This window comes from Pseudomonas extremorientalis (assembly GCF_024584605.1).
Lineage (GTDB): Bacteria > Pseudomonadota > Gammaproteobacteria > Pseudomonadales > Pseudomonadaceae > Aquipseudomonas > Aquipseudomonas extremorientalis.
This window is the reverse complement of sequence record NZ_CP089519.1, coordinates 1,041,627-1,063,151: the sequence shown is the minus strand read 5'-3', so window position 1 is coordinate 1,063,151 and position 21,525 is coordinate 1,041,627. Positions and strand designations below refer to the sequence as shown.

Below are 21,525 nucleotides of genomic sequence, written 5' to 3'. Positions count from 1 at the left end.
GCGTTTTATGCCGAGCAAAAAGATTCGCAACTTCCTGTTATTCGGGGTCATCGCCGCGCTGTTCCTGGCGGTGGGCTACTGGAATATCAGCCCGGAGCGCTTTCTCGACCAGCCTGCTGCGCAGGTTGACGAGGGCGCTATCGACTATTACGCCATCAATGCCAAAAGCGTGCAGTTCCTGCCTGACGGCAAGGTGCAATACGAGATGACCTCGGACAAGGTCGAGCATGTGAAGGCCACCGAAGTCACCCTGCTGACCAACCCGGACATGAACATTTACCGCGGTACCGAGTTCCCATGGCACGTCACCAGCAAGCGTGGCGAGGTCAACCCGGACGGTACCGAGGTGGAACTGATCGACTCGGTGCGCATTGCGCGCACTGACGATAAAAGCCGTGAGACCGTGATCACCAGCAGTCGCATGACCGTATTCCCGCAGAAGCAATATGCGCAGACCGAGCAAGACGTTAGAATCGACGGCGCTGGCGGTGTATCGACTGGCAAGGGAATGAAAGCGTATTTGAAAGAAAGCAGGATACACCTGCTATCGAACGTAAGAGGACAGTATGAGGCTCGTTAAAACTCTCCCTATTTTGCTCGGCCTGGGCGCAGCACTGGGAAGCGTGAGCGCCTGGGCTCTGCCGAACGATAGCCAGCAGCCGATCCACATTTCAGCTGACGATGCGCAACTGGATGACAAGCAAGGCGTGGCCACCTACACCGGCGGCGTGATCATCACGCAGGGCTCGATGAAAATCACCGGCAATACCGTGACGCTTACGCGCACCAAGACCGGCGATATCGATGTCGTGACCTCGGTCGGCAACCTGGCTTACTTCGAACAGAAGCAGTCCGCGACCGATACCGGACCGATGAAGGGCTACGGCAAGACCATCCAGTACCATGCCCAGCAGAACCGCATCGTCCTGATCGACCAGGCCAAGGTGCTCAGCCCCGATGGCAACTCCACGGAAGGTGAGAAGATCACCTATGACACCGTGAAACAGATTGCAAACGCCGGTCGTGCCAATGGCAACAAGGTCACCGCGCCTCGTCCACGCATCGACATGGTTATCCAGCCGAAGAAGAAGGCCGAGTAATGGCAACCCTGAAAGCCCAGCATCTGGCCAAGGCCTATAAAAGCCGTCAGGTCGTGCGCGACGTCAGCCTGTCGATCGACAGCGGCCAGATCGTCGGCTTGCTCGGCCCCAACGGCGCCGGCAAGACCACTTGCTTCTACATGATCGTTGGCCTGGTCCAGGCGGACCAGGGTCGCGTGCTGATCGATGACCTGGACGTGAGCCACCAGCCAATGCACGGCCGCGCCCGTGCCGGTATCGGCTATCTTCCACAGGAAGCGTCGATCTTCCGCAAACTGTCGGTGTCGGACAACATCATGGCGATCCTCGAGACCCGCAAGGAACTCGACCGTGACGGCCGTCGCAAGGAGCTGGAAAGCCTGCTGCAGGAGTTCCACATCAACCATATCCGCGACAACCTCGGCATGAGCCTGTCCGGTGGTGAGCGTCGCCGTGTGGAAATCGCCCGCGCCCTGGCCACTGCACCCAAGTTCATCCTGCTGGACGAGCCGTTTGCCGGCGTCGACCCGATCTCGGTCGGCGACATCAAGCAGATCATCCATCACCTCAAGGCCAAGGGCATCGGCGTGCTGATCACCGACCACAACGTCCGTGAGACGCTCGACATCTGCGAAACCGCCTATATCGTCAATGACGGCCAGCTGATTGCCGAAGGTGATTCCGCCACAATCCTGGCCAATGAACTGGTCAAGGAAGTGTATCTGGGTCACGAGTTCCGCCTGTAAACACCGTGGTGTCACGGCGTTCGCCAAGGTGCGCGGGAGTCAATGAAAACCTCCGGATTTTTATTGTTACCGCGCTCTAGGCAAAGCACCCGACATCAGGCATATAATTTGCTTATGTTTGGCGCTCACGCGCCCTGTCGTGGATGGCGCATTGCGCCGGCGAATAAGGTGTTAAGCCCCTGCCATGAAACCATCGCTAGTCCTGAGAATGGGCCAGCAGCTGACGATGACACCGCAGCTGCAACAGGCCATCCGCCTGCTCCAATTGTCGACCCTGGACCTGCAACAGGAAATCCAGGAGGCCCTGGAGTCCAATCCGATGCTCGAACGCCAGGAAGAAGGCGACGACTTCGATAATGCAGACCCGCTGGCCGATAACATCGAGCAAAAACCCAATTCCGATGTGCAGGAACCCTCCTACCAGGAAACCGCCCCCACGGTGGACAACCTTGAGGAAGGCGAATGGAACGAACGCATTCCCAACGAGCTTCCGGTCGACACCGCCTGGGAAGATGTCTACCAGACCAGCGCCAGCAGCCTGCCCAGCAACGACGATGACGAGTGGGACTTCACCACCCGCACCTCTGCCGGCGAGAGCCTGCAGAGCCATCTGCTATGGCAACTGAACCTGGCACCGATGTCGGACACCGATCGCCTGATCGCCGTAACCCTGATCGACTGCATCAACAATCAGGGTTATCTAGACGAGACGCTTGAAGAAATTCTTGAAGCCTTCGACCCCGAACTGGATATCGAACTGGACGAGATCGAAGCCGTCCTGCACCGCATCCAGCAGTTCGAGCCTGCCGGTATCGGCGCGCGCACCCTCAGCGAATGCCTGCTGCTGCAATTGCGCCAGCTGCCGGCCAAGACCCCATGGCTCGCCGAGGCCCAGCGCCTGGTCACCGACTATATCGACCTGCTGGGCAGCCGCGACTACAGCCAGTTGATGCGTCGCATGAAGCTCAAGGAAGACGACCTGCGCCAGGTCATCGAGCTGGTACAGAGCCTCAACCCGCGCCCCGGCTCGCAAATCGAGTCCAGCGAAGCCGAATATGTCGTCCCCGACGTGATCGTGCGCAAGGACAACGAGCGTTGGCTGGTGGAACTGAACCAGGAGTCGGTGCCACGCCTGAGGGTCAACCCGCAATATGCCGGTTTCGTCCGCCGCGCCGACACCAGCGCCGATAACACCTTCATGCGCAACCAGTTGCAGGAAGCCCGCTGGTTCATCAAGAGCCTGCAAAGCCGCAACGAAACCCTGATGAAAGTCGCCACCCAGATCGTCGAGCACCAGCGCGGCTTCCTGGAATACGGCGACGAAGCGATGAAGCCGCTGGTACTGCATGACATCGCCGAAGCGGTGGGCATGCATGAATCGACCATTTCACGCGTGACCACGCAGAAATTCATGCATACCCCACGGGGTATTTATGAACTGAAATACTTTTTCTCCAGCCACGTCAGCACCTCCGAAGGCGGTGAATGCTCGTCCACGGCGATCCGCGCGATCATCAAAAAACTGGTTGCCGCGGAAAATCAGAAAAAGCCATTGAGTGACAGTAAGATCGCTGGTTTACTGGAGGCACAAGGCATTCAGGTCGCCCGTCGAACCGTCGCCAAGTACCGCGAGTCCCTCGGGATCGCGCCTTCCAGCGAGCGTAAGCGTTTGATGTGACGGGCGGGCCACAGCGTTCCAGTGGCAGGCGCCTTTGCCTGCCGCTTTATGCACTGGCAACGAAGGAGAAGCTGTATGCAAGTCAACATCAGTGGACACCAACTGGAAGTGACCAAGCCCCTGCGTGAGTACACCGAAAGCAAGTTGAACAAGCTTGCAGGGCATTTTGACAAGATCACCAACGTGCAGGTCATCATGGAGGTCGATAAGCTCAAGCAGAAAATCGAGGCCACCCTGCACGTACCGAATGCCAAGCTCGTCGCCAATGCGGAACATGAAGACATGTACGCGGCGATCGACTCGCTCTACGACAAGCTGGACCGCCAACTCATAAAGCATAAGGAAAAGAATCTGCACCTGATGCAAGGTACAGGTCGTTAACTCTCCCCCCATGATCCGACTTGAAACCATCCTGACCCCCGGCCGTTCCCTCGTGAACGTGCCGGGCGGCAGTAAAAAGAAAGCCCTCGAACAAATTGCCAACCTGATCGCGCGCGAAGTGCCGGATCTGGAGATGCAGGATGTCTTCGATGCGCTGATTGCCCGTGAAAAACTCGGTTCCACGGGTTTTGGCAACGGCATCGCCATTCCTCACTGTCGCCTCAAAGGCTGCGAAACACCTGTCAGTGCCCTGCTGCACCTGGAAGCCCCCATCGATTTCGACGCCATCGACGGTGCGCCGGTAGACCTGCTGTTCGTCCTGCTGGTCCCGCAAGCCGCTACCGATGCGCACCTGGAACTGCTCCGGCAGATCGCCAGCATGCTCGACCGCAAGGAAGTACGCGACAAACTGCGTAGCGCCAGCAGCAATGAGGCGCTGTACCAGGTTGTCCTGGATGAACAGAACGGGCAGTAACCATGCGCTTGATCATCGTCAGCGGCCGCTCCGGCTCGGGTAAAAGCACCGCCCTCAACGTTCTTGAGGACAACGGGTTCTATTGCATCGACAACCTGCCCGCCGGCCTGCTGCCAGAGTTGGCGGAACGCGCCTTGATCCATACCGAACTGGCCCAACCGCTGGTCGCCGTTTCAATTGATGCCCGTAACCTGCCCAGCCACCTCGAGCGATTCCCGCAATTGCTCGAGGAAGTGCGGGGCAAGCACATTCATTGCGACGTGCTGTACCTGGACGCCGACGAAGAGACCCTGCTCAAACGCTTCTCCGAGACCCGCCGGCGCCACCCCCTCAGCAGCCCCCATCGCTCTCTGGCCGAAGCCATCGAAGACGAAACCAAGCTGCTGGGACCGATCATTGACCTCGCCGACCTCAAGATAAACACCACCAGCCTCAACCTGTACCAGTTGCGCGATGCCATCAAGCTGCGCCTGCTGAACCAGCCGGAGCCGGGCACGGCGTTCCTCGTGGAGTCGTTCGGGTTCAAGCGCGGCATGCCGGTCGACGCCGACCTGGTGTTCGATGTGCGCTGCCTGCCTAACCCGTACTGGAAACCGGAGCTGCGTGACCAGTCCGGTCTGGATCAGCCCGTGGCCGATTACCTGGCGGCGCAACCGGATGTGGAGGAGATGTTCCAGGATATTTCCACCTACTTGCTCAAATGGCTGCCACGCTTTGCTGCAAGCAACCGCGCCTATGTCACCATTGCCATCGGCTGCACTGGCGGCCATCACCGCTCCGTCTACCTGACCGAGCGCCTGGGCCAGGTGCTGCAACAAACCCTCAAGAACGTCCAGGTCCGCCACCGCGACCTTAGCTGAAAGGAACACCCCCGCGATGCCCGCTCTGGAAATTGAAATCATCAACAAGCTGGGCTTGCACGCCCGCGCCTCGGCCAAGTTCGTGGGCGTAGCAGGGCAGTTCCCCTGCCAGATCCGCGCCGGGCGTACACCGGAATCCATGGTCGACGGCAAGAGCATCATGGCCATGATGATGCTGGCGGCCGGCAAGGGCACCCGGATTCACTTGAAGACGGAAGGCGAGCAGGAAGACGAAGCAATGGCCGCGCTGGTGGCGCTGATCAACAATTACTTCGACGAAGGTGAATAACCCTATGTGGAAGCGAGCTTGCTCGCTCCTACAGTAGACTTTACCTACCCCAAAGCGGTGTCCATCACCATCATCAAGCAAAAACCGATGCACAGGCCCAGGCTGGCGAGTTTTTCGTGACCATTGCGTCGCGACTCGGGGATGACTTCGTGGGTCACCACCAACAGCATTGCGCCAGCAGCCAGGGCCAACCCCAAAGGCAACAACACTTCGGCCAGGCTGACCAGCCAGCCGCAGAGCACAGCGAATACGGGCTCCACCAGACCTGATGCAGCGCCGATCAGGAACGCCTTGACCCGCGACATTCCCGCCCCGGCCAACACCAACGCAATCACCAGTCCCTCGGGCACGTCCTGCAACGCGATGCCCATGGCCAGGCTGTCGGCATCCGGCATGCCACCACCGGCGGAAACGCCTACCGCCATGCCTTCGGGGATGTTGTGGGCGATGATGGCAAACACGAATAACCAGATACGCGGTGGAATTACCGGCTTGTCCGGCGTGCCCACCAGCATTTCCGGACTCGCCCCGGAGACCTTACGGTCAACCAAGTACAACCCGAATGCCCCCAGCATGATGCCAAAGCTGATCAAACCACTGGCACCCCACGGTGAGAGCCCCAGGCTTTCAGCTGCGGCAATGCCCGGGACGATCAGCGAAAACGCCGTCGCCGCCAGCATCACGCCTGCACCAAAACCCAGCAATGTGTCGCTCAGCGCCACCGGCATGCGTCGGATCACCAGTACCGGGACCGCGCCCAGCGCCGTCCCCAGGGCGCAAATGGAGCCGCCTTGCAGGGCGCGCAGGATGCGCGGTTCCAGGTTCAGCCAGGCCAGCCCGTGGGCCACCAGCAATGCAGTACCTGCCAATAGCAGCAGCGAGCCAAACGCATAACGAAACATTCGTCCGCTGCTGATCGCCAGTGTGTCAGTCCCCATAGTCGGCCTTAGATCTTGTCGAGGGTGGTTTTCAGGCCAAAGCGGCCTGATAGCGGGCGGCAACTTCTGGCCAGTTGATAACACTGTAGAAGGCATTGATGTATTCGGGGCGGCGGTTCTGGTACAGCAGGTAGTAGGCATGCTCCCAGACGTCCAGACCGAGGATCGGTGTATTGCCGTTCATCAATGGACTGTCTTGATTACCACTGCTCTCCACCACCAGAGTCTTTTGCGGGGTGACGCTCAACCAGGCCCAACCGCTTCCGAAGCGCGTCAAAGCGGCTTTGGTGAAGGCTTCCTTGAAACTCTCAAAACCACCCAACTGTTCGTCGAGGGCTTTGCCCAACGCACCTTCGGGCTTGCCACCGCCTTTGGGCGACATCACCGCCCAGAACAACGAGTGGTTGGCATGGCCGCCGCCCTGATTGATCACCGCTGCGCGCAGTTTTTCCGGCAGTTGCTGCACGCTGGACACCAGTTTCTCGACCGGCCAGCCCGCGAACTCGGTGCCTTCGACCGCCGCGTTGAGGTTATTGATGTAAGTCTGGTGGTGCTTGGTGTAGTGAATCTCCATGGTTTGCGCATCGATATGCGGTTCCAGGGCGTCATACGCGTAAGGCAAGGCAGGCAAGGTGTAAGTCATTTCAATGTGCTCCGTAGTGGGGCGTGGCGAGCTGCGCCGCAGTACCGCCCAGCAAGCGATGGGTGCGAGGGTATTCGCCGTGATCGCTGATGAAATTCAACAGTTCGACATAGGTTTTGCTGCTCTGGCGCAGCGCCGCTTCCCGCAACTGCGGGCTCAGGCGCGGGTCCTGCATGGTCTGCAACAGACGCTGGTGGATCGCGCAAAGGTATTCCGCGCTTTCTTCCGGCTGGTTCAGCCGCAGGTGCAGGTCCGCCAGGTTGTGATGGGAAATGACGCAAGCCGCCACTGCTTCGTCGGCATCCGCCCAGCGCTCGAACAGCACTTGGGCCAGGGCCAGGGCTTGCAAGTAAGCCTCGCGAGCGTCAACCAATTCACCCGCCATAAAGCAGCGATTGGCCCGTTCGATCGTGCGTTTCCAGTGCTCCATGGTGAGCCTCCAAAGCAGAGTCGGTGATTACACGCCGCCGGCCGTGAGCTTTTCCGGATCCAGCAGGATTTCCAGTTGGCTGCGCGGCAAGTCGGTGTGCTCAAGGGCGACATCAATCACCGGACGGCCCTGCTGATAGGCCTTCTTGGCGATTTCAGCGGCCTTTTGGTAACCGATGATCGGGTTGAGTGCGGTGACCAGGATCGGGTTGCGCGACAGCGCTTCCTTGAGCTTGGCCTCATTGACCTTGAAGCTGGCAATGGCCTTGTCTGCCAGCAAACGACTGGAGTTGGCCAGCAACTCGAGGCTGCTGAGCAGGTTATTGGCGATGATCGGCAGCATCACGTTCAGTTCGAAGTTGCCCGACTGGCCGGCGACCGTGATGACCGTGTCGTTGCCGATGACTTGTGCGGCCACCATCGCGGTGGCTTCAGGGATCACCGGGTTGACCTTGCCGGGCATGATCGACGAACCAGGCTGCAGGCCTTCCAGCTCGATTTCCCCCAGGCCTGCGAGTGGGCCGGAGTTCATCCAGCGCAGGTCGTTGGCGATTTTCATCAGCGACACGGCGGTGGCTTTCAACTGCCCGGACACAGCGACGGCGGTGTCCTGGGAGCCAATCAGGGCGAAGAGGTTCTTGCCCGGAGTGAATTTCACACTGGTCAGGCTGCTCAATTGCTGACTGAAACGCACCGCGAATTCCGGGTGTGCGTTGATTCCGGTGCCGACCGCAGTACCGCCCTGAGCCAACGCCTGCAAACTCGGCAGAAGGTCCTGCAAATGCCCGATATTGGCCTTGAGCTGCTGCGCCCAACCGTTGAGCACCTGGCTCATGCGCACCGGCATGGCGTCCATCAAGTGAGTGCGGCCAGTCTTGATGAACGGGTGAACCTCTTGCGCCTTCTGCTCGATCACCTGCACCAGATGCAACAGTGCGGGCAGTGTTTGCTCATGCAGCACCAGCGCGGCGCTGACGTGGATCGTGGTCGGAATGATGTCGTTGCTGCTTTGGCCGCAATTCACGTGGTCATTTGGGTTGACCGGCTCACCCAGCAAGCGGCTGGCAAGGGTCGCAATCACTTCGTTGGCGTTCATGTTGGAGCTGGTGCCGGAGCCGGTCTGGAAGATGTCCACCGGGAAGTGCTGCATGAAGTCGCCTTCCAGCAAGCCTTGGGCGGCATCGACGATGGCCTTGCCCTGCCCTTCGCTGATCTGCTTGAGATCAACGTTAACCTTGGCAGCAGCTGCCTTTGCCAGGATCAGAGCGCGAATGAATTGCGCGGGCATACGTTGATGACTGATGGGGAAGTTGTTCACCGCGCGCTGGGTTTGTGCGCCATACAAGGCTTCGGCAGGCACCTGCAGTTCGCCCATGCTGTCGCGTTCGATACGGGTGTTACTCATCGTTAGATCCTTGCACCAGGTCAGAAAAAGAAATGGAAGGCAGCAATTCGCAGGTCGCCAATTGCCAGGCAAAGGTCTGCCAGCGCTTGAGGCGGCAGGCACAGTGGGAGAGTTTTTCCAGGTCGCGCAGCGGGCGCCAGGCCTGGTCCAGGCACAGGGAACGCCAATGCCACGGCAGTGCAATATCGCTGGCAGTGTCGAGCAACAGGCGGAATGAGGTTTCAGCGATCGTCCACGGATGGGTCGCGGTGCAGCACGCCAGGTATCGACCCTCGTTGAGGTAGTGTTCGATCAGGCGCGGCTCGTTGGGGTCGAGGCCGCAACGAATCTGGCGACTCATCCAGCGCCAGCTCTCCAGGTAAGGATCCTCATGCAGGACAGAACTCATGATCCACGCTCACTCGGTAATGATATTTATTATTAAATGATATTGAGAATCAAAACAAGAGTAGCAGGATAATCCTCCTGACACGCAGCCACAAAAAAAGGCGCGCCATCTATAAAGATGGCGCGCCTTCTTGTTGAAGCGCGTCTGAAGGATCAGCTGCCGGCGACGGTCATCCGCTCGATCAACACCGAACCCGTGCGGATATTGCTACGCAACTCCAAGTCGTTTCCGACAGCGACGATCTGCTTGAACATATCGCGCATGTTGCCGGCAATCGTCACCTCTTGAACGGCAAACTGAATCTCGCCGTTTTCCACCCAGAAACCCGCTGCACCACGGGAGTAGTCGCCCGTAACCATATTCAGGCCATGGCCCATCAACTCGGTCACCAGCAGGCCACGCCCCATGCGCCGCAGCAGCGCCGCCTGGTCTTCATCACCATGGGTAACGAACAAGTTGTGCACGCCACCGGAGTTTGCGGTGCTTGGCAGGCCCAATTTACGACCGGCGTAAGTGCCCAATACGTAGGACACCAATTCCCCGTTCTCGACAAACGGCTTGGCATACGTGGCCAGACCATCACCGTCGAACGCCGAACTGCCCATGGCGCGCATCAGGTGCGGACGCTCATCGATGGTCAGCCATTCGGGGAACAGCTTCTGGCCGATCGCACCTTCAAGGAACGACGACTTGCGGTACAGGTTGCCGCCGGAAATCGCCCCCAGGAAACTGCCGAACAAGCCGCCGGCCAACTCCGCCGAAAACAACACCGGCACCTCGCAGGTTGGCACCGGGCGCGCGCCCAGACGGCTCGCCGCACGCTGCGCAGCGCGCTGGCCAATGCTGACCGGGTCAGCCAGCAAATCGCCCTGGCGGTTCACGTCATACCAGTAATCGCGCTGCATCTGGCCGTTGGCCTCGGCGATCATCACGCAGCTCAGGCTATGGCGAGTGGACGCATAACCACCGATGAAACCATGGCTGTTGCCATATACGCGGCAGCCCTGATGAGTACTCAACGTGGTGCCATCAGCGTTCTTGATGCGGGCATCGGCGTCGAACGCAGCGGCTTCGCAGGTCAGCGCCTGCTCGATGGCCTGCTCCGGCGTGATATCCCAGGCGTGGAACAGATCGAAGTCCTTCAGCTCCTTGGCCATCAGCGCCTTGTCGGCCAGGCCCGAGCTTTCATCCTCGGACGTGTGCTTGGCAATCGCCAGCGCAGCGGCGACTGTCTCGCGAATCGCTTCCGGGCCACTGGCCGAGGTGCTGGCCGAACCTTTGCGCTGCCCCACATACAAGGTGATGCCGAAGCCCTGGTCACGATTGAACTCGACAGTTTCCACTTCCCGCTGGCGCACCGACGTCGACAGCCCCTGCTCCAGCGACACCGCCACCTCACAGGCACTGGCGCCTTGGCGCTTGGCCTCGGCAAGGATCTGCTCGACTTGTTCCTGCAGTGCCGGTAACGCTTGCGGACCGACGCTTTGGGCTGCACTCATGGTTTTCTCCACTCAAATTCTGCTTTCGGTTAAGGCCATCGAGCGACCGGGCCGGACAAGCGGCCCCCGACTGGTTATCATGGCGGCGTTTCTTTGCGGACTGCCACCATGGTTGATTCTTACGACGACTCCCTCGATGGGGAGAAAAGCAAAACCCAGGTCAAACGCGAGCTGCATGCGCTGGTTGACCTCGGCGAGCGCCTTACAACGCTCAAAAAAGATTTGATTGCAAAACTGCCACTGACCGACGAAATGCGCCGGGCCCTGGCCGATGCGCCCAAGCACACCGCGAATATCGCGCGCAAACGGCACATCATGTTTATCGGCAAGCTGATGCGCGACCAGGACATCGACGCCATTCTGACTTTGCTCGATCAAACCGATGCCTCCACTCGCCAGTACAACGAACGCTTCCATAACCTGGAACGTTGGCGTGACCGCCTGATCTCGGGCGATGACGCGGTGCTGGAGAAATTCGTGCTGGACTACCCGGACGCGGACCGCCAGCAACTGCGCTCCCTGATCCGTCAGGCCCAGCACGAGCTGGCGCATAACAAGGCGCCGGCCACCAGCCGTAAAATCTTCAAGTACATCCGTGAGCTGGACGAGACTCAACGCGGCCTGCGTTGATGCCCTTCCCCGGGTGGCGGCCTTCGCCACCCGAAGCTCCACCGCTTAAGACCCCGTGCCACCCACGGTGATCGCATCAATCTTCAGCGTTGGCTGGCCGACACCCACCGGTACCGACTGCCCATCTTTCCCGCATGTGCCCACGCCGCTGTCCAGCGACAGGTCGTTACCGACCATCGACACCTTGCTCATGGCTTCCGGACCGTTACCGATCAAGGTTGCGCCTTTGACCGGCGCGGTGATCTTGCCGTCTTCGATCAGGTAAGCCTCGCTGGTGGAGAACACGAACTTGCCGCTGGTGATATCCACCTGGCCACCCCCGAGGTTGGCGCAGTAGATGCCGCGCTTCACCGAGGCGATGATTTCAGCCGGATCGCTTTCGCCACCCAGCATGTAGGTGTTGGTCATGCGCGGCATCGGCAGGTGCGCATAGGATTCACGACGACCATTACCGGTACGCGCCACGCCCATCAGGCGGGCGTTGAGCTTGTCTTGCATGTAGCCCTTGAGCACACCGTTTTCGATCAGGGTGGTGCACTCGGTCGGCGTGCCTTCGTCGTCGACGCTCAGCGAGCCACGGCGCCCGGCCAGGGTGCCGTCATCCACGATGGTACAGAGCCTGGACGCAACCATCTCGCCCATGCGCCCGCTGTAGGCCGAACTGCCCTTGCGGTTGAAGTCACCTTCCAGGCCGTGGCCGACTGCTTCGTGCAGCAATACGCCGGACCAACCCGAGCCCAGTACCACCGGCAATGTACCTGCCGGTGACGGGATGGCTTCCAGGTTGACCAGCGCCTGGCGCAGCGCTTCACGGGCATAGCCCATGGCACGGTCATCGGTGAGGAAATAACGATAGTCGGTACGCCCGCCGCCGCCATGGCCGCCGCGCTCGCGGCGGCCGTTCTGCTCGACGATCACACTCACGTTGAAGCGCACCAGCGGCCGCACATCCGCCGCCAGGCCGCCATCGGTGGACGCCACCAGGATGCGCTCCCACACGCCGGCCATGCTCACGGTGACCTGCTGGATACGCGGGTCCAATGCACGGGTCGCGGCATCGACACGCTTGAGCAAGTCGACTTTCTCGGCACGGGTCATCACTTCCAACGGGTTGTCCGGCCCGTACAACTGGGTCACATCCTGGGTGCTGAACGCCTGCACCGTGCCGTTTTGCCCGGCACGGGAGATCGAGCGTGCGGCACGTGCGGCCAGGCCCAAAGCCTCCAGGGTGATCGCATTGCTGTAGGCAAAACCGGTTTTCTCACCGGACTGCGCCCGCACGCCCACACCCTGGTCAAGGTTGAAACTGCCTTCCTTGACGATGCCGTCTTCCAACGCCCAGGACTCGGAAATCTGCCCCTGGAAATACAGGTCGGCCGCGTCGATGCCCGGCCCGGCAAGATCGCCCAGCACGGTTTGCAAGCTTTCGATGGTCACGCCACCGGGTGCCAGGAGGTGTTCACTGACTGAGGACAACAACTCGCTCATAGGTATGGCCTTAAATTCATCGTTCCGAAGCAGGTCGCTGTGCGCCCTGCGAGAAAAAGCGCCGATGGCTGACCACCGGCATGCGCGCCCTTATCGACGCCTGTTCACTGCTATCGCGTTCGGCCAGCAACACCGCTTCGCCTTGATCCTGTTGTGTCAGCACGCGCCCCCAGGGGTCGACAATCGCCGCATGGCCATAGGTTTCCCGCGGTCCCGGATGCACACCCCCCTGGGCGGCCGCCAGCAGATAGCACTGGGTCTCGATGGCCCGTGCACGAATCAGCACATCCCAGTGCGCGGCGCCGGTCACCGCGGTAAACGCCGACGGCGCCGTGATCAATTCAGCCCCCGCCGCGCGCAATTCGCTGTACAGCTCGGGGAAGCGCAGGTCGTAGCACACGGTCAGGCCCAATCGGCCGACCGGCGTATCCGCAACCACCACATTGCTCCCGAAAGCATAGTCGTCCGATTCGCGATAACGACCGCGAGCGTCGGCAACGTCCACATCGAACAGGTGCAGCTTGTCGTAACGGGCAACGATTTCGCCCTGATCATCGATCAGCAGCGAGCAGGCGTTGGACTTGGCGTGCGGTTGGTCCTTGGGCGGCAATGGCAAAGTACCGGCCACTATCCATAAGGTGAGGTCGCGAGCAGTCTGTTTCAACCATGGCAGGATCGGGCCTTCGCCCAGCGCCTCGGCGCGGCCGATATCGGCCACGTCACGACGGCCCATGGCGGCGAAGTTTTCCGGCAGTACCGCCAGCTTCGCACCACCAGCCGCCGCGTCTTCCAGCAAGCGACGGGCCTGGGCCAGGTTGGCCAGCACGTCGCTCTGGCTGACCATTTGAATTACCGCAAAGGACATGGGCCGACACTCCATAAAGGGCATGGGGCCATGCTACTCCACAGCCTCTCAGTTTGGCTTTTCAAATGGCTTGTCGAAGGTGATTTTCGGGTCCTTCCACGGGCCTTCGACCTTGTACTGGACACTGGCGAAGCGTGAAACACGGTCGCCGATCAGCTTGTCGATCAGGAACAACGCACCACCAATGGCCGGCGCACCCACGATCAACGCCGCGATCGGCAGGTTGTTGGTCACCGGCAGCGTTACCAGCAGCTTGGCATCGACGCGGTCAGCCACCAGGTCCAGGGTACCGTTGAGCTCGAGGTTGCTCGACGGCCCCGTCATGGTGATCGGTTCGCGGGTCACGAACACGCCATTGCTGGCGGCCAGCAGGCCTTTGACCCGGTCATAGCTCAAACCCTTGCCAAGCAGGTCCGAGAAATCCAGGCGCAACCGCCGCCCGATGGAGTTGAAGTTCAGCAGGCCGAATACCCGCAGGGCCTGGGCTCCGCCTTCCACTTCGACGAACTGGCCGTTGCGGAACGCCGCATCCAGGCTGCCGGAGAAACGCTTGGGCCCTACATAGGCCGGAGAACCAGGCCAACGGCCGTCCACATCCAGATGGAAATCCTGGCTGGTGACGGTCGGCGCATACCCCCACCCCTTGAGTACATCGCCAATATTCTTGCCGTCCAGGCGCCCCTTGTACCAGCTGCTGCTGTCTCCCGCCGCGCCCTCCCAGCCACCCGCACCCTTGAGCTGCATACCCTTGAGGCCCAGATCCAGGTTGTTGAAGGCCAGGCCCTTGGCGGTCGGGCGGATTTTCAGCGACCAGGCGCCGATCAGGTCCGGGCCCTGGAACAATTGGTCAATGGCGATATCCAGCGCCGGAATATCCTTGGGGTCGATGTTCGCCAAGGGGTCCGGCGCGTTTTCATCCGCCAGTACCGTTGGGTCCATCGCCGGCAGCCTCACGTACTGCAGGTTGATCGCAATCGGCGCGCCCTTGGCGTCCGGCAGGTTGACCGAGCCCTTGGCCTGCTGGCTGTCGAGCTGCACGCCCCACGCCGCAGGCTTGCGGTCCAGTTGCAAATTGACTTGATCGAACTGCGTGCCGAAACCGGTCAGCTTGCCGATCTTGAAGTCAGCGCCGCTGAGCAATTGCTTGGCACTGCCGCCCGGGTCATTGCCCGCATAACGATCCACCAGTTTCTTCCACGGGTCGATATCCAGCTCCGACAGCACCCCACGAATGCGCAAGCCCTTGGCGCCCGGCAGCACAGCATCGCCATCACCGAGGAACAGCTCGCCGCGCCCGTCATTGAATTTGTCCGGCGGTGCAGCAAAGGTAAAGTTGGCCAGCTCGCCATAATCGAACCAATAGCGGCGCTCGGCGCCCTGCAAGGTCATGCGGAACACACTGTCACGCCCCTGGCTGGCCGGCATGCCGAACGGCGCCGGCAGGTCCACAGCCACGCCCTTGAGGTTGGAACTGACCATCAGTTGGCTGTCGGCGCCATCCAGGGTCACCTGCAACTGGTACGGAATATCGCCGGATACCGGTAACGGCTGGCTGATTTTCAACCAGTCGGTCAGCCGCTTGACCGTAACCTGACCCTTGGCATTCACACGGGTGCTGATATTGCCGGGCTTGCCGTCGGCAACGATCTGCGCGGTGATCGGCCGATCAAACGCCTGGGCGGTGATGTTCTGGCCACTCAGGCCCTTGGCGCTGTCGAAACGGAACTCGCCCTTGAGCTGGGTCAGGTCCAGGGGCGGCTCGGCCAATTGCAGGCGCGCCTTGTCGGTCTTGAAGTCCACCACGATTTTCGGTTCGGCGCCCTTGGCCAACGGAATATCCAGGTCAAGGCCGCCTTGCAGGTCGCCCTCGCCCTTCCAGCCAGAAAAGGTCGACGCAGTGCCGATCGGCGCTTCCTGAAGGATTTTCAGGCCGTCGCCCAAGCCACCGGCAAAACCGCCCGTAAGCAGCAGATGACTGTCCTTGCCCGCAGGTGCATGGGGAATATTGACGTAGATGTCCTTGACCTTGGTATCGAGCAACTGGCCCTTGCTGGCCAGGATGCGCACACCGCTCTCCTCGACAAACACTTCGCCGTTGACCTTGCTCACATGAGGCCAGCCCGGCTGGAACGCCAGCTCGGCATCATGCACCTTGAAGAACAGGCTGATATTGCGTGAAGCCGGCAGCGCATCGTGGTTCAACGAACCCTGATACTGGAAGAAGCCTTGATCCACCGCGCCCTTGAGAATCGCGGTACGCAGCCATTCATCCAGGGCGGGGCTCAACACCGCCGGCAGGTATTTGGGGGTGAAGCGCCCGTCGCCATCGACCATACCGACCCGCAGGTCCATGTAGTCTTCCTGGTTGTGGTCGAAATGCAGACGGATCAGGAAGTCGGCGGCGATCTTGCCCTCCTCGCCCAGCACCTTGATGTAAGGGGCGATCAGGGTGAAGCCTTCTTTGTCCAGCTTCCACGTCAGGCGTGCATTGGCCTGGAGGTACTGCCAGGGCTTGGCGAAGATCGGGTCGAGGTGCAGGGAAAAGTCCTTGCTGTCCATGCGCAACTCGCCCTGGCCCAAGTCGCCGCTGATGCTGCCGGACACGTTACGCGCAGCCGGTGCGCCGAAGTAGGCATCGAAGCCGATGCGTTCGAGGTTGGCGGCGAAGCTGACCTTCTTATCGGTCGTGTCCTGGGGACGGAAGTCCACCAGCACATTACGCAGCAGGCCAGTGGCCTTGAGGTGCTCGACCGTCTTGGCAAAACCTTCCGGCAGCGGCGCCAGCGCATTGAGCAATGGTGTGATAGGCGTCAGGTCCAGGCGGTCGGCCTGGAGCTTCCAGACTTCCAGGTCCTTGTCGGTGGCCAGGGTCTGCCGCAATTGCAGGCGGGATTCCCAGCGAGTCTCGCCCAGGCTCATCGCCAGCGAGTCGAACAGCACGCTGAGACCGGTGTCACTGCGTTGCAGGTAGGCCGTAAGCGCGAGGTTTTCGATGTGCACAGGCTTGCGCTCGGCGTATTGGCCCTTCACCTGTGGCGAGTTGAGGCGCACTACCGCACTCTGCACGGTGCCTTTGGCCCAGGTCAGCCAGAATTCGCCGCCCGCCTTGAACTGCGTGAGCTTCCACTGTTGAGTCAGTTTCGCCGGGATCCACCTGGCCCAGTCACTCTGGGGCAGGCTCAGATAAGCCTGGACTTCGCCGTCCTTCCACTGGCTGGCGCGGATGCGGGTGCGCAGGCTCATGGCGAGGGGCTGGCCATCGGGCAGGGTCAGGCGTGCATCCAGGCGTTGGCGGGTGACGCCGGTGTGCAGGTTCAGACCGACATACGTCAGGGTCACCGGCGCCTGGTCGAACGGTTGCAGTGTCACCTGGCTGTCGAGCAGTGACACGCGCTTGACCTTCTGCATGTTCGTGAGCAACTGCTCAGGGTCCAGCGGCTGGTCGTCCTGAACCGGCAGGCCTTGCAAGGCCCACTTGCCGTCCTTGTCTTCCTTGACGCTGAGTTGCAGGCCACTGACTTGCAGGTGGGCAATCCGCACTTCGCGCGCCATCAGGCTGGCCCAGACATCGGGCACCACCTCGACCTGGTCCAGGCGCAAGGCACTGCTGCCCTCGCCCAGCATCACATCATGGGCCAGCAATACCGGCGCGAAGCCGCTCCAGCGGCCTTCGAGGCTGCCGATATGCAAAGGCATGTCCACGGCTGCCTGGGCCTTGGCTTCGACTTCGGCACGGTACTCGGCCACCAGCGGCGTCAATTCACGCCCCAGGCTCACGTACACCGCCGCCAATACCAGCGACAACGCGCAGAGGCCCAGCCCCCAACGGGTCAAAGCGGCAAAAAAGCGTATCAGACGCTCCATGTCAGGCGACCCTCAAGGCAGTAGTCGGACGGCAGATCAAGGCCTGCCTGTCTCATAAAAGGAAAGCGAATGGGGATCAGAGCAGCACCACGTCGTATTGTTCCTGGGAATACATGGTTTCAACCTGGAAGCGTATCGTGCGCCCGATAAATCCCTCCAGCTCGGCAACGTTGCCGGACTCTTCGTCCAGCAGTCGGTCGACCACTTTCTGGTTGGCAAGCACTCTATAACCTTCGGCCTGGTAGGCACGCGCTTCACGCAGGATCTCGCGAAAAATCTCGTAGCAAACCGTTTCCGGGGTCTTCAACTTACCGCGCCCCTGGCAACTGCTGCACGGCTCGCACAGCACTTGCTCGAGGCTTTCTCGGGTGCGTTTGCGGGTCATCTGCACCAGGCCCAACTCGGTAATGCCGATAATGTTGGTCTTGGCGTGATCACGCTCCAGCTGTTTCTCGAGGGTCCGCAGCACCTGGCGCTGGTGCTCTTCGTCTTCCATGTCGATGAAGTCGATGATGATGATGCCACCCAGGTTGCGCAGACGCAGTTGGCGAGCAATCGCGGTAGCCGCTTCGAGGTTGGTCTTGAAGATGGTTTCTTCGAGGTTGCGATGGCCCACGAACGCACCGGTGTTGACGTCGATGGTGGTCATGGCTTCCGCCGGGTCCACCACCAGGTAGCCGCCGGACTTGAGCGGCACCTTGCGTTCCAGGGCTTTCTGGATTTCGTCTTCGACGCCATACAGGTCGAAGATCGGTCGCTCGCCGGGGTAGTGCTCCAGGCGGTCGGCAATTTCCGGCATCAGTTCGGCGACGAATTGCGTAGTGCGCTGGAAGGTTTCCCGCGAGTCGATGCGAATTTTCTCAATCTTCGGGCTGACCAGGTCGCGCAGTGTGCGCAGGGCCAGGCCCAGGTCTTCATAAATGACGCTGGGCGCGCCGATGGTCTTGATCTGGGCGTCGATCTGGTCCCACAGACGCCGCAGGTAGCGGATGTCCATGAGGATTTCATCGGCGCCGGCGCCCTCGGCAGCGGTGCGCAGAATAAAGCCGCCCGCCTCCTTGATGCCTTCGGCGGCTACGCAATCGCTGACCACCTTCTTCAGGCGCTCACGCTCGGCTTCGTCTTCGATCTTCAATGAAATGCCGACATGCGCCGTACGCGGCATGTACACCAGGTAACGCGACGGGATCGACAACTGCGTGGTCAGGCGCGCGCCCTTGGAACCGATGGGGTCCTTGGTGACTTGCACCACCAGGCTCTGCCCTTCGTGCACCAGCGCACTGATGCTTTCCACCGCAGGGCCTTCGCGCAGGGAAATTTCCGAGGCATGGATAAATGCGGCACGGTCCAGGCCGATATCGACGAATGCCGCTTGCATCCCCGGCAGTACACGCACCACCTTGCCTTTGTAGATATTGCCGACGATCCCGCGCTTCTGGGTGCGCTCAACATGGACTTCTTGCAGAACACCGTTCTCTACCACCGCCACGCGCGATTCCATCGGCGTGATATTGATCAGAATCTCTTCACTCATGGCTGGGTCTCGTTCAGGCGTTTTCACAATAGTGACCGATCGCTAAAGGCTGGGCGCTGGGGAACGGCGATCAGCGCACGGTAAGATTTTGCCAACAGGGTATGCCGAATTGATGGAGCAGTTGTGCGGTTTCGCACACCGGCAGGCCGACGACCGCCGAATAACTGCCATTGAGCCCGGCCGCAAACACCGAGCCCAGGCCTTGGATAGCATAGCCGCCCGCCTTGTCCTGGGGTTCGCCACTGTGCCAGTAGGTTGTAGCCTCCTCGACAGAAATGTCGCGAAAACGTACACGACTGCTTACACAAATACACTCGCAGCGCTGGCCGTCGGTGAGGGCAATGGCGGTGAGCACCTCGTGCTCACGCCCCGACAAGGCCATCAACATCGCCAAGGCATCGGCCTGGTCAACGGGCTTACCGAGGATCTGACCATCAACGATCACAGCCGTATCAGCCCCCAGCACACAGGCGCCAGACGTATTTGAGAGCACAGCAAAACCCGCCGCAGCCTTACCGCGCGCCAAGCGCTCGACGTAGGAAACGGCGGATTCATTTGTAAGAGGGGTTTCATCAATAGCGGCGCTGACCACGGTGAAGGGCACACCGATCTGGGTCAACAGTTCACGCCGCCTCGGAGAGCCCGAGGCCAGGTAAAGCGAATTCATTGCAGACTCTCCCTGTAGGGCTCGATAACCAGGCAGAGCCTCGCAATCCATTCAATTGATTTTGTAGCGACGACGCAACCCACGCAGACCGAAGCTGACCCATGGCCACAGCAACGCACTGACCAGGGCCGGCAGCACCAACGCAAGGGTGGGCTGGCGGTTACCGGTCAAGGCACTGAGCCACAGCTGAACCAGTTGTGCCAGGCCGAAGATCACCAGGATCACCAGGCACTGTTGCCACATCGGGAACATGCGCAAACGCTGCTGCAACGACAGCACCAGGAAAGTGATCAACGTCAGGATCAACGCGTTCTGGCCCAGCAAGGTGCCATAGAGCACATCTTCCGCCAAGCCCAGGAACATTGCAGTGACCATGCCGACTTTGTGCGGCAGGTTCAGCGCCCAGAACGCCAGCAGCAACGCCAGCCAGAGCGGGCGCAGGATTTCCATGAACTGTGGCAGCGGCGAAACGCTGAGCAACAAACCGATGGCAAAGGTCAGCCAGACGATCCAACCGTTACGCGAATGAGTACCGGCCATTATTCTTCCCTCTGCCGCGTGGTGGTCGCAGCGGCCGCTGGAGGCTTGGCTGCAGGCGTGGCGGCCGGTGGCTTGGTCGCCGCCGGCTTGGCCGGGCGAGCGTTGTGGGCGGCCGGCTTGACCGGCGTGGCCACAGGCGCGGCCGGGGCAGCGGCGGGTGCGGGCGGCCCCACGAATGCAGGCTTGGGCACCGTCGCAGGAACGATCGGCGCGATGCCATTTCGCTTATCTTCTGCTTCCTGGGCCTGGGCGGCGTCGTTGGCGCGCTCTTCCGGGGTGCGGTTGTCGCTGAATACCAGCAGCAGGTAGCGGCTGCGGTTCAGGGCTGCAGTCGGCACGGCACGCACAATGGCAAATGGCTGGCCGGAATCGTGGATCACTTCCTTGACCGTCGCCACCGGGTAGCCGGCCGGGAAACGCTGACCGAGGCCGGAACTGACCAACAAGTCGCCTTCCTTGATGTCGGCAGTGTCGGCCACATGGCGCAACTCCAGGCGCTCGGGGTTGCCGGTACCGCTGGCAATCGCGCGCAGGCCGTTGCGGTTTACCTGCACCGGGATGCTGTGGGTAGTATCCGTCAGCAACAACACCCGCGAGGTGTAAGGCATCAGCTCGACCACCTGGCCCATCAGGCCACGGGCGTCGAGCACCGGCTGGCCGAGGACCACACCGTCGCGCTCACCCTTGTTGATGATGATGCGATGGGTGAAGGGGTTGGGGTCCATGCCGATCAACTCGGCCACTTCGACCTTTTCATTGACCAGCGCGGAAGAATTGAGCAACTCGCGCAGCCGAACGTTCTGCTCGGTGAGGGCCGCCAGCTTCTGCATACGCCCCTGCAACAGCAGGTTTTCGGTCTTGAGTTTTTCGTTCTCGGCGACGAGCTCGGTGCGGCTGCCGAACTGGCTGGCCACGCCCTGGAACAGACGTTGCGGCAGGTCGGTGATCCAGTAGGTCTGCATCAACACCAGCGACATCTGGCTGCGCACGGGCTTGAGCAGTGCAAAGCGGGCATCGACCACCATCAGCGCGACCGAAAGCACGACCAGCACCAACAGGCGCACGCCCAATGAGGGGCCTTTGGCGAAAAGCGGTTTAATAAGCCGCTCCTCCCAGGCAAATGTTCT

Annotated in this window: 22 protein-coding genes; 9 read left to right on the top strand and 13 right to left on the bottom strand. The window is 60.8% G+C overall.

Annotated features, from left to right (window positions below):
* Window positions 1–7: 7 nt before the first annotated feature.
* From lptC to LUU92_RS04605, 8 genes are all read left to right on the top strand, one after another.
* Window positions 8–580: an LPS export ABC transporter periplasmic protein LptC gene (lptC, locus tag LUU92_RS04640; protein ID WP_071491151.1), complete on the top strand. Its 573-nt coding sequence runs from the start codon at window positions 8–10 to the stop codon at window positions 578–580.
* Window positions 567–1,100 carry a lipopolysaccharide transport periplasmic protein LptA gene (lptA, locus tag LUU92_RS04635; RefSeq protein WP_032893554.1) on the top strand — a complete coding sequence of 178 codons (534 nt, stop codon included), beginning with the start codon at window positions 567–569 and terminating at the stop codon, window positions 1,098–1,100. Before lptC ends, lptA begins: the two co-directional genes overlap by 14 nt.
* Window positions 1,100–1,825 carry an LPS export ABC transporter ATP-binding protein gene (gene lptB, locus LUU92_RS04630; RefSeq protein WP_016974288.1) on the top strand — a complete coding sequence of 242 codons (726 nt, stop codon included), beginning with the start codon at window positions 1,100–1,102 and terminating at the stop codon, window positions 1,823–1,825. Before lptA ends, lptB begins: the two co-directional genes overlap by 1 nt.
* A 184-nt stretch (window positions 1,826–2,009) precedes the next feature.
* On the top strand, window positions 2,010–3,503 hold the full coding sequence (locus tag LUU92_RS04625; protein WP_016974289.1) for an RNA polymerase factor sigma-54: 1,494 nt from the start codon (window positions 2,010–2,012) through the stop codon (window positions 3,501–3,503).
* A gap of 75 nt (window positions 3,504–3,578) precedes the next feature.
* Entirely contained in the window at window positions 3,579–3,884 is a 306-nt protein-coding gene (gene hpf / locus LUU92_RS04620) for a ribosome hibernation-promoting factor, HPF/YfiA family (protein WP_003171804.1), read from the top strand.
* Window positions 3,885–3,894: 10 nt separating this feature from the next.
* Window positions 3,895–4,359 (top strand): PTS IIA-like nitrogen regulatory protein PtsN, encoded by a 465-nt coding sequence (gene ptsN / locus LUU92_RS04615; protein ID WP_061435337.1) that lies wholly within the window; start codon window positions 3,895–3,897, stop codon window positions 4,357–4,359.
* Between the two features lie 2 nt (window positions 4,360–4,361).
* Window positions 4,362–5,219 carry an RNase adapter RapZ gene (rapZ, locus tag LUU92_RS04610; RefSeq protein ID WP_058422992.1) on the top strand — a complete coding sequence of 286 codons (858 nt, stop codon included), beginning with the start codon at window positions 4,362–4,364 and terminating at the stop codon, window positions 5,217–5,219.
* A gap of 16 nt (window positions 5,220–5,235) precedes the next feature.
* Window positions 5,236–5,508, top strand: a complete 273-nt coding sequence (locus tag LUU92_RS04605) for an HPr family phosphocarrier protein (RefSeq protein WP_058422993.1) — start codon at window positions 5,236–5,238, stop codon at window positions 5,506–5,508.
* A 44-nt stretch (window positions 5,509–5,552) separates the two neighbouring features.
* On the opposite strand, the gene LUU92_RS04600 is transcribed toward LUU92_RS04605, so the two are convergent.
* From LUU92_RS04600 to pmbA, 6 genes are all read right to left on the bottom strand, one after another.
* Window positions 5,553–6,446 carry a ZIP family metal transporter gene (locus LUU92_RS04600; protein ID WP_257103223.1) on the bottom strand — a complete coding sequence of 298 codons (894 nt, stop codon included), beginning with the start codon at window positions 6,444–6,446 and terminating at the stop codon, window positions 5,553–5,555.
* 31 nt (window positions 6,447–6,477) lie between these two features.
* The gene (locus tag LUU92_RS04595; RefSeq protein WP_071491149.1) at window positions 6,478–7,089 is read right to left on the bottom strand and encodes a superoxide dismutase; all 612 of its coding nucleotides are present in this window, start codon (window positions 7,087–7,089) and stop codon (window positions 6,478–6,480) included.
* A gap of 1 nt (window position 7,090) precedes the next feature.
* Window positions 7,091–7,519, bottom strand: a complete 429-nt coding sequence (locus tag LUU92_RS04590; RefSeq protein ID WP_071491148.1) for a DUF2753 family protein — start codon at window positions 7,517–7,519, stop codon at window positions 7,091–7,093.
* A gap of 27 nt (window positions 7,520–7,546) precedes the next feature.
* Entirely contained in the window at window positions 7,547–8,923 is a 1,377-nt protein-coding gene (locus LUU92_RS04585; RefSeq protein ID WP_071491147.1) for a class II fumarate hydratase, read from the bottom strand.
* Window positions 8,916–9,311 carry a FagA protein gene (locus tag LUU92_RS04580; RefSeq protein ID WP_257103222.1) on the bottom strand — a complete coding sequence of 132 codons (396 nt, stop codon included), beginning with the start codon at window positions 9,309–9,311 and terminating at the stop codon, window positions 8,916–8,918. Before LUU92_RS04580 ends, LUU92_RS04585 begins: the two co-directional genes overlap by 8 nt.
* 152 nt (window positions 9,312–9,463) lie before the next feature.
* The gene (pmbA, locus tag LUU92_RS04575) at window positions 9,464–10,810 is read right to left on the bottom strand and encodes a metalloprotease PmbA (protein ID WP_071491145.1); all 1,347 of its coding nucleotides are present in this window, start codon (window positions 10,808–10,810) and stop codon (window positions 9,464–9,466) included.
* A gap of 108 nt (window positions 10,811–10,918) precedes the next feature.
* Here pmbA and yjgA point away from each other — a divergent pair, with 108 nt between their 5' ends.
* The gene (gene yjgA / locus LUU92_RS04570; protein ID WP_058423000.1) at window positions 10,919–11,440 is read left to right on the top strand and encodes a ribosome biogenesis factor YjgA; all 522 of its coding nucleotides are present in this window, start codon (window positions 10,919–10,921) and stop codon (window positions 11,438–11,440) included.
* A 45-nt stretch (window positions 11,441–11,485) separates the two neighbouring features.
* On the opposite strand, the gene tldD is transcribed toward yjgA, so the two are convergent.
* The 7 genes from tldD to mreC all read right to left on the bottom strand — a co-directional run bounded on the left by tldD (window position 11,486) and on the right by mreC (window position 21,498).
* Window positions 11,486–12,928: a metalloprotease TldD gene (gene tldD, locus LUU92_RS04565; RefSeq protein ID WP_257103221.1), complete on the bottom strand. Its 1,443-nt coding sequence runs from the start codon at window positions 12,926–12,928 to the stop codon at window positions 11,486–11,488.
* 16 nt (window positions 12,929–12,944) lie between these two features.
* Window positions 12,945–13,793 carry a carbon-nitrogen hydrolase family protein gene (locus tag LUU92_RS04560; RefSeq protein WP_071491143.1) on the bottom strand — a complete coding sequence of 283 codons (849 nt, stop codon included), beginning with the start codon at window positions 13,791–13,793 and terminating at the stop codon, window positions 12,945–12,947.
* Between the two features lie 48 nt (window positions 13,794–13,841).
* A complete protein-coding gene (locus LUU92_RS04555; protein ID WP_257103220.1) occupies window positions 13,842–17,657 on the bottom strand; it encodes a YhdP family protein in 3,816 nt (1,271 codons plus the stop codon).
* Window positions 17,658–17,733: 76 nt separating this feature from the next.
* On the bottom strand, window positions 17,734–19,191 hold the full coding sequence (gene rng / locus LUU92_RS04550) for a ribonuclease G (RefSeq protein WP_071491141.1): 1,458 nt from the start codon (window positions 19,189–19,191) through the stop codon (window positions 17,734–17,736).
* A 70-nt stretch (window positions 19,192–19,261) separates the two neighbouring features.
* Window positions 19,262–19,858, bottom strand: coding sequence for a Maf family protein (locus LUU92_RS04545; RefSeq protein ID WP_257103219.1), 597 nt, complete (start codon window positions 19,856–19,858; stop codon window positions 19,262–19,264).
* Between the two features lie 51 nt (window positions 19,859–19,909).
* The gene (mreD, locus tag LUU92_RS04540) at window positions 19,910–20,398 is read right to left on the bottom strand and encodes a rod shape-determining protein MreD (RefSeq protein WP_071491139.1); all 489 of its coding nucleotides are present in this window, start codon (window positions 20,396–20,398) and stop codon (window positions 19,910–19,912) included.
* Complete coding sequence (gene mreC, locus LUU92_RS04535; RefSeq protein ID WP_083351538.1) at window positions 20,398–21,498, bottom strand: rod shape-determining protein MreC; 1,101 nt, start codon at window positions 21,496–21,498, stop codon at window positions 20,398–20,400. Before mreC ends, mreD begins: the two co-directional genes overlap by 1 nt.
* Window positions 21,499–21,525: the final 27 nt, after the last annotated feature.

Excerpts from the sequence above, each read along its gene's own strand:
- LUU92_RS04595 (WP_071491149.1), bottom strand. The coding sequence starts at position 7,089 with ATGACTTACACCTTGCCTGCCTTGCCTTACGCGTATGACGCCCTGGAA.
- tldD (WP_257103221.1), bottom strand. The coding sequence starts at position 12,928 with ATGAGCGAGTTGTTGTCCTCAGTCAGTGAACACCTCCTGGCACCCGGT.
- LUU92_RS04585 (WP_071491147.1), bottom strand. The coding sequence starts at position 8,923 with ATGAGTAACACCCGTATCGAACGCGACAGCATGGGCGAACTGCAGGTG.
- lptB (WP_016974288.1), top strand. The coding sequence starts at position 1,100 with ATGGCAACCCTGAAAGCCCAGCATCTGGCCAAGGCCTATAAAAGCCGT.
- lptC (WP_071491151.1), top strand. The coding sequence starts at position 8 with ATGCCGAGCAAAAAGATTCGCAACTTCCTGTTATTCGGGGTCATCGCC.
- LUU92_RS04580 (WP_257103222.1), bottom strand. The coding sequence starts at position 9,311 with ATGAGTTCTGTCCTGCATGAGGATCCTTACCTGGAGAGCTGGCGCTGG.
- LUU92_RS04545 (WP_257103219.1), bottom strand. The coding sequence starts at position 19,858 with ATGAATTCGCTTTACCTGGCCTCGGGCTCTCCGAGGCGGCGTGAACTG.
- rapZ (WP_058422992.1), top strand. The coding sequence starts at position 4,362 with ATGCGCTTGATCATCGTCAGCGGCCGCTCCGGCTCGGGTAAAAGCACC.
- mreD (WP_071491139.1), bottom strand. The coding sequence starts at position 20,398 with ATGGCCGGTACTCATTCGCGTAACGGTTGGATCGTCTGGCTGACCTTT.
- lptA (WP_032893554.1), top strand. The coding sequence starts at position 567 with ATGAGGCTCGTTAAAACTCTCCCTATTTTGCTCGGCCTGGGCGCAGCA.
- LUU92_RS04555 (WP_257103220.1), bottom strand. The coding sequence starts at position 17,657 with ATGGAGCGTCTGATACGCTTTTTTGCCGCTTTGACCCGTTGGGGGCTG.
- LUU92_RS04560 (WP_071491143.1), bottom strand. The coding sequence starts at position 13,793 with ATGTCCTTTGCGGTAATTCAAATGGTCAGCCAGAGCGACGTGCTGGCC.
- hpf (WP_003171804.1), top strand. The coding sequence starts at position 3,579 with ATGCAAGTCAACATCAGTGGACACCAACTGGAAGTGACCAAGCCCCTG.
- LUU92_RS04600 (WP_257103223.1), bottom strand. The coding sequence starts at position 6,446 with ATGGGGACTGACACACTGGCGATCAGCAGCGGACGAATGTTTCGTTAT.
- LUU92_RS04625 (WP_016974289.1), top strand. The coding sequence starts at position 2,010 with ATGAAACCATCGCTAGTCCTGAGAATGGGCCAGCAGCTGACGATGACA.
- LUU92_RS04605 (WP_058422993.1), top strand. The coding sequence starts at position 5,236 with ATGCCCGCTCTGGAAATTGAAATCATCAACAAGCTGGGCTTGCACGCC.
- rng (WP_071491141.1), bottom strand. The coding sequence starts at position 19,191 with ATGAGTGAAGAGATTCTGATCAATATCACGCCGATGGAATCGCGCGTG.
- yjgA (WP_058423000.1), top strand. The coding sequence starts at position 10,919 with ATGGTTGATTCTTACGACGACTCCCTCGATGGGGAGAAAAGCAAAACC.
- pmbA (WP_071491145.1), bottom strand. The coding sequence starts at position 10,810 with ATGAGTGCAGCCCAAAGCGTCGGTCCGCAAGCGTTACCGGCACTGCAG.
- LUU92_RS04590 (WP_071491148.1), bottom strand. The coding sequence starts at position 7,519 with ATGGAGCACTGGAAACGCACGATCGAACGGGCCAATCGCTGCTTTATG.
- ptsN (WP_061435337.1), top strand. The coding sequence starts at position 3,895 with ATGATCCGACTTGAAACCATCCTGACCCCCGGCCGTTCCCTCGTGAAC.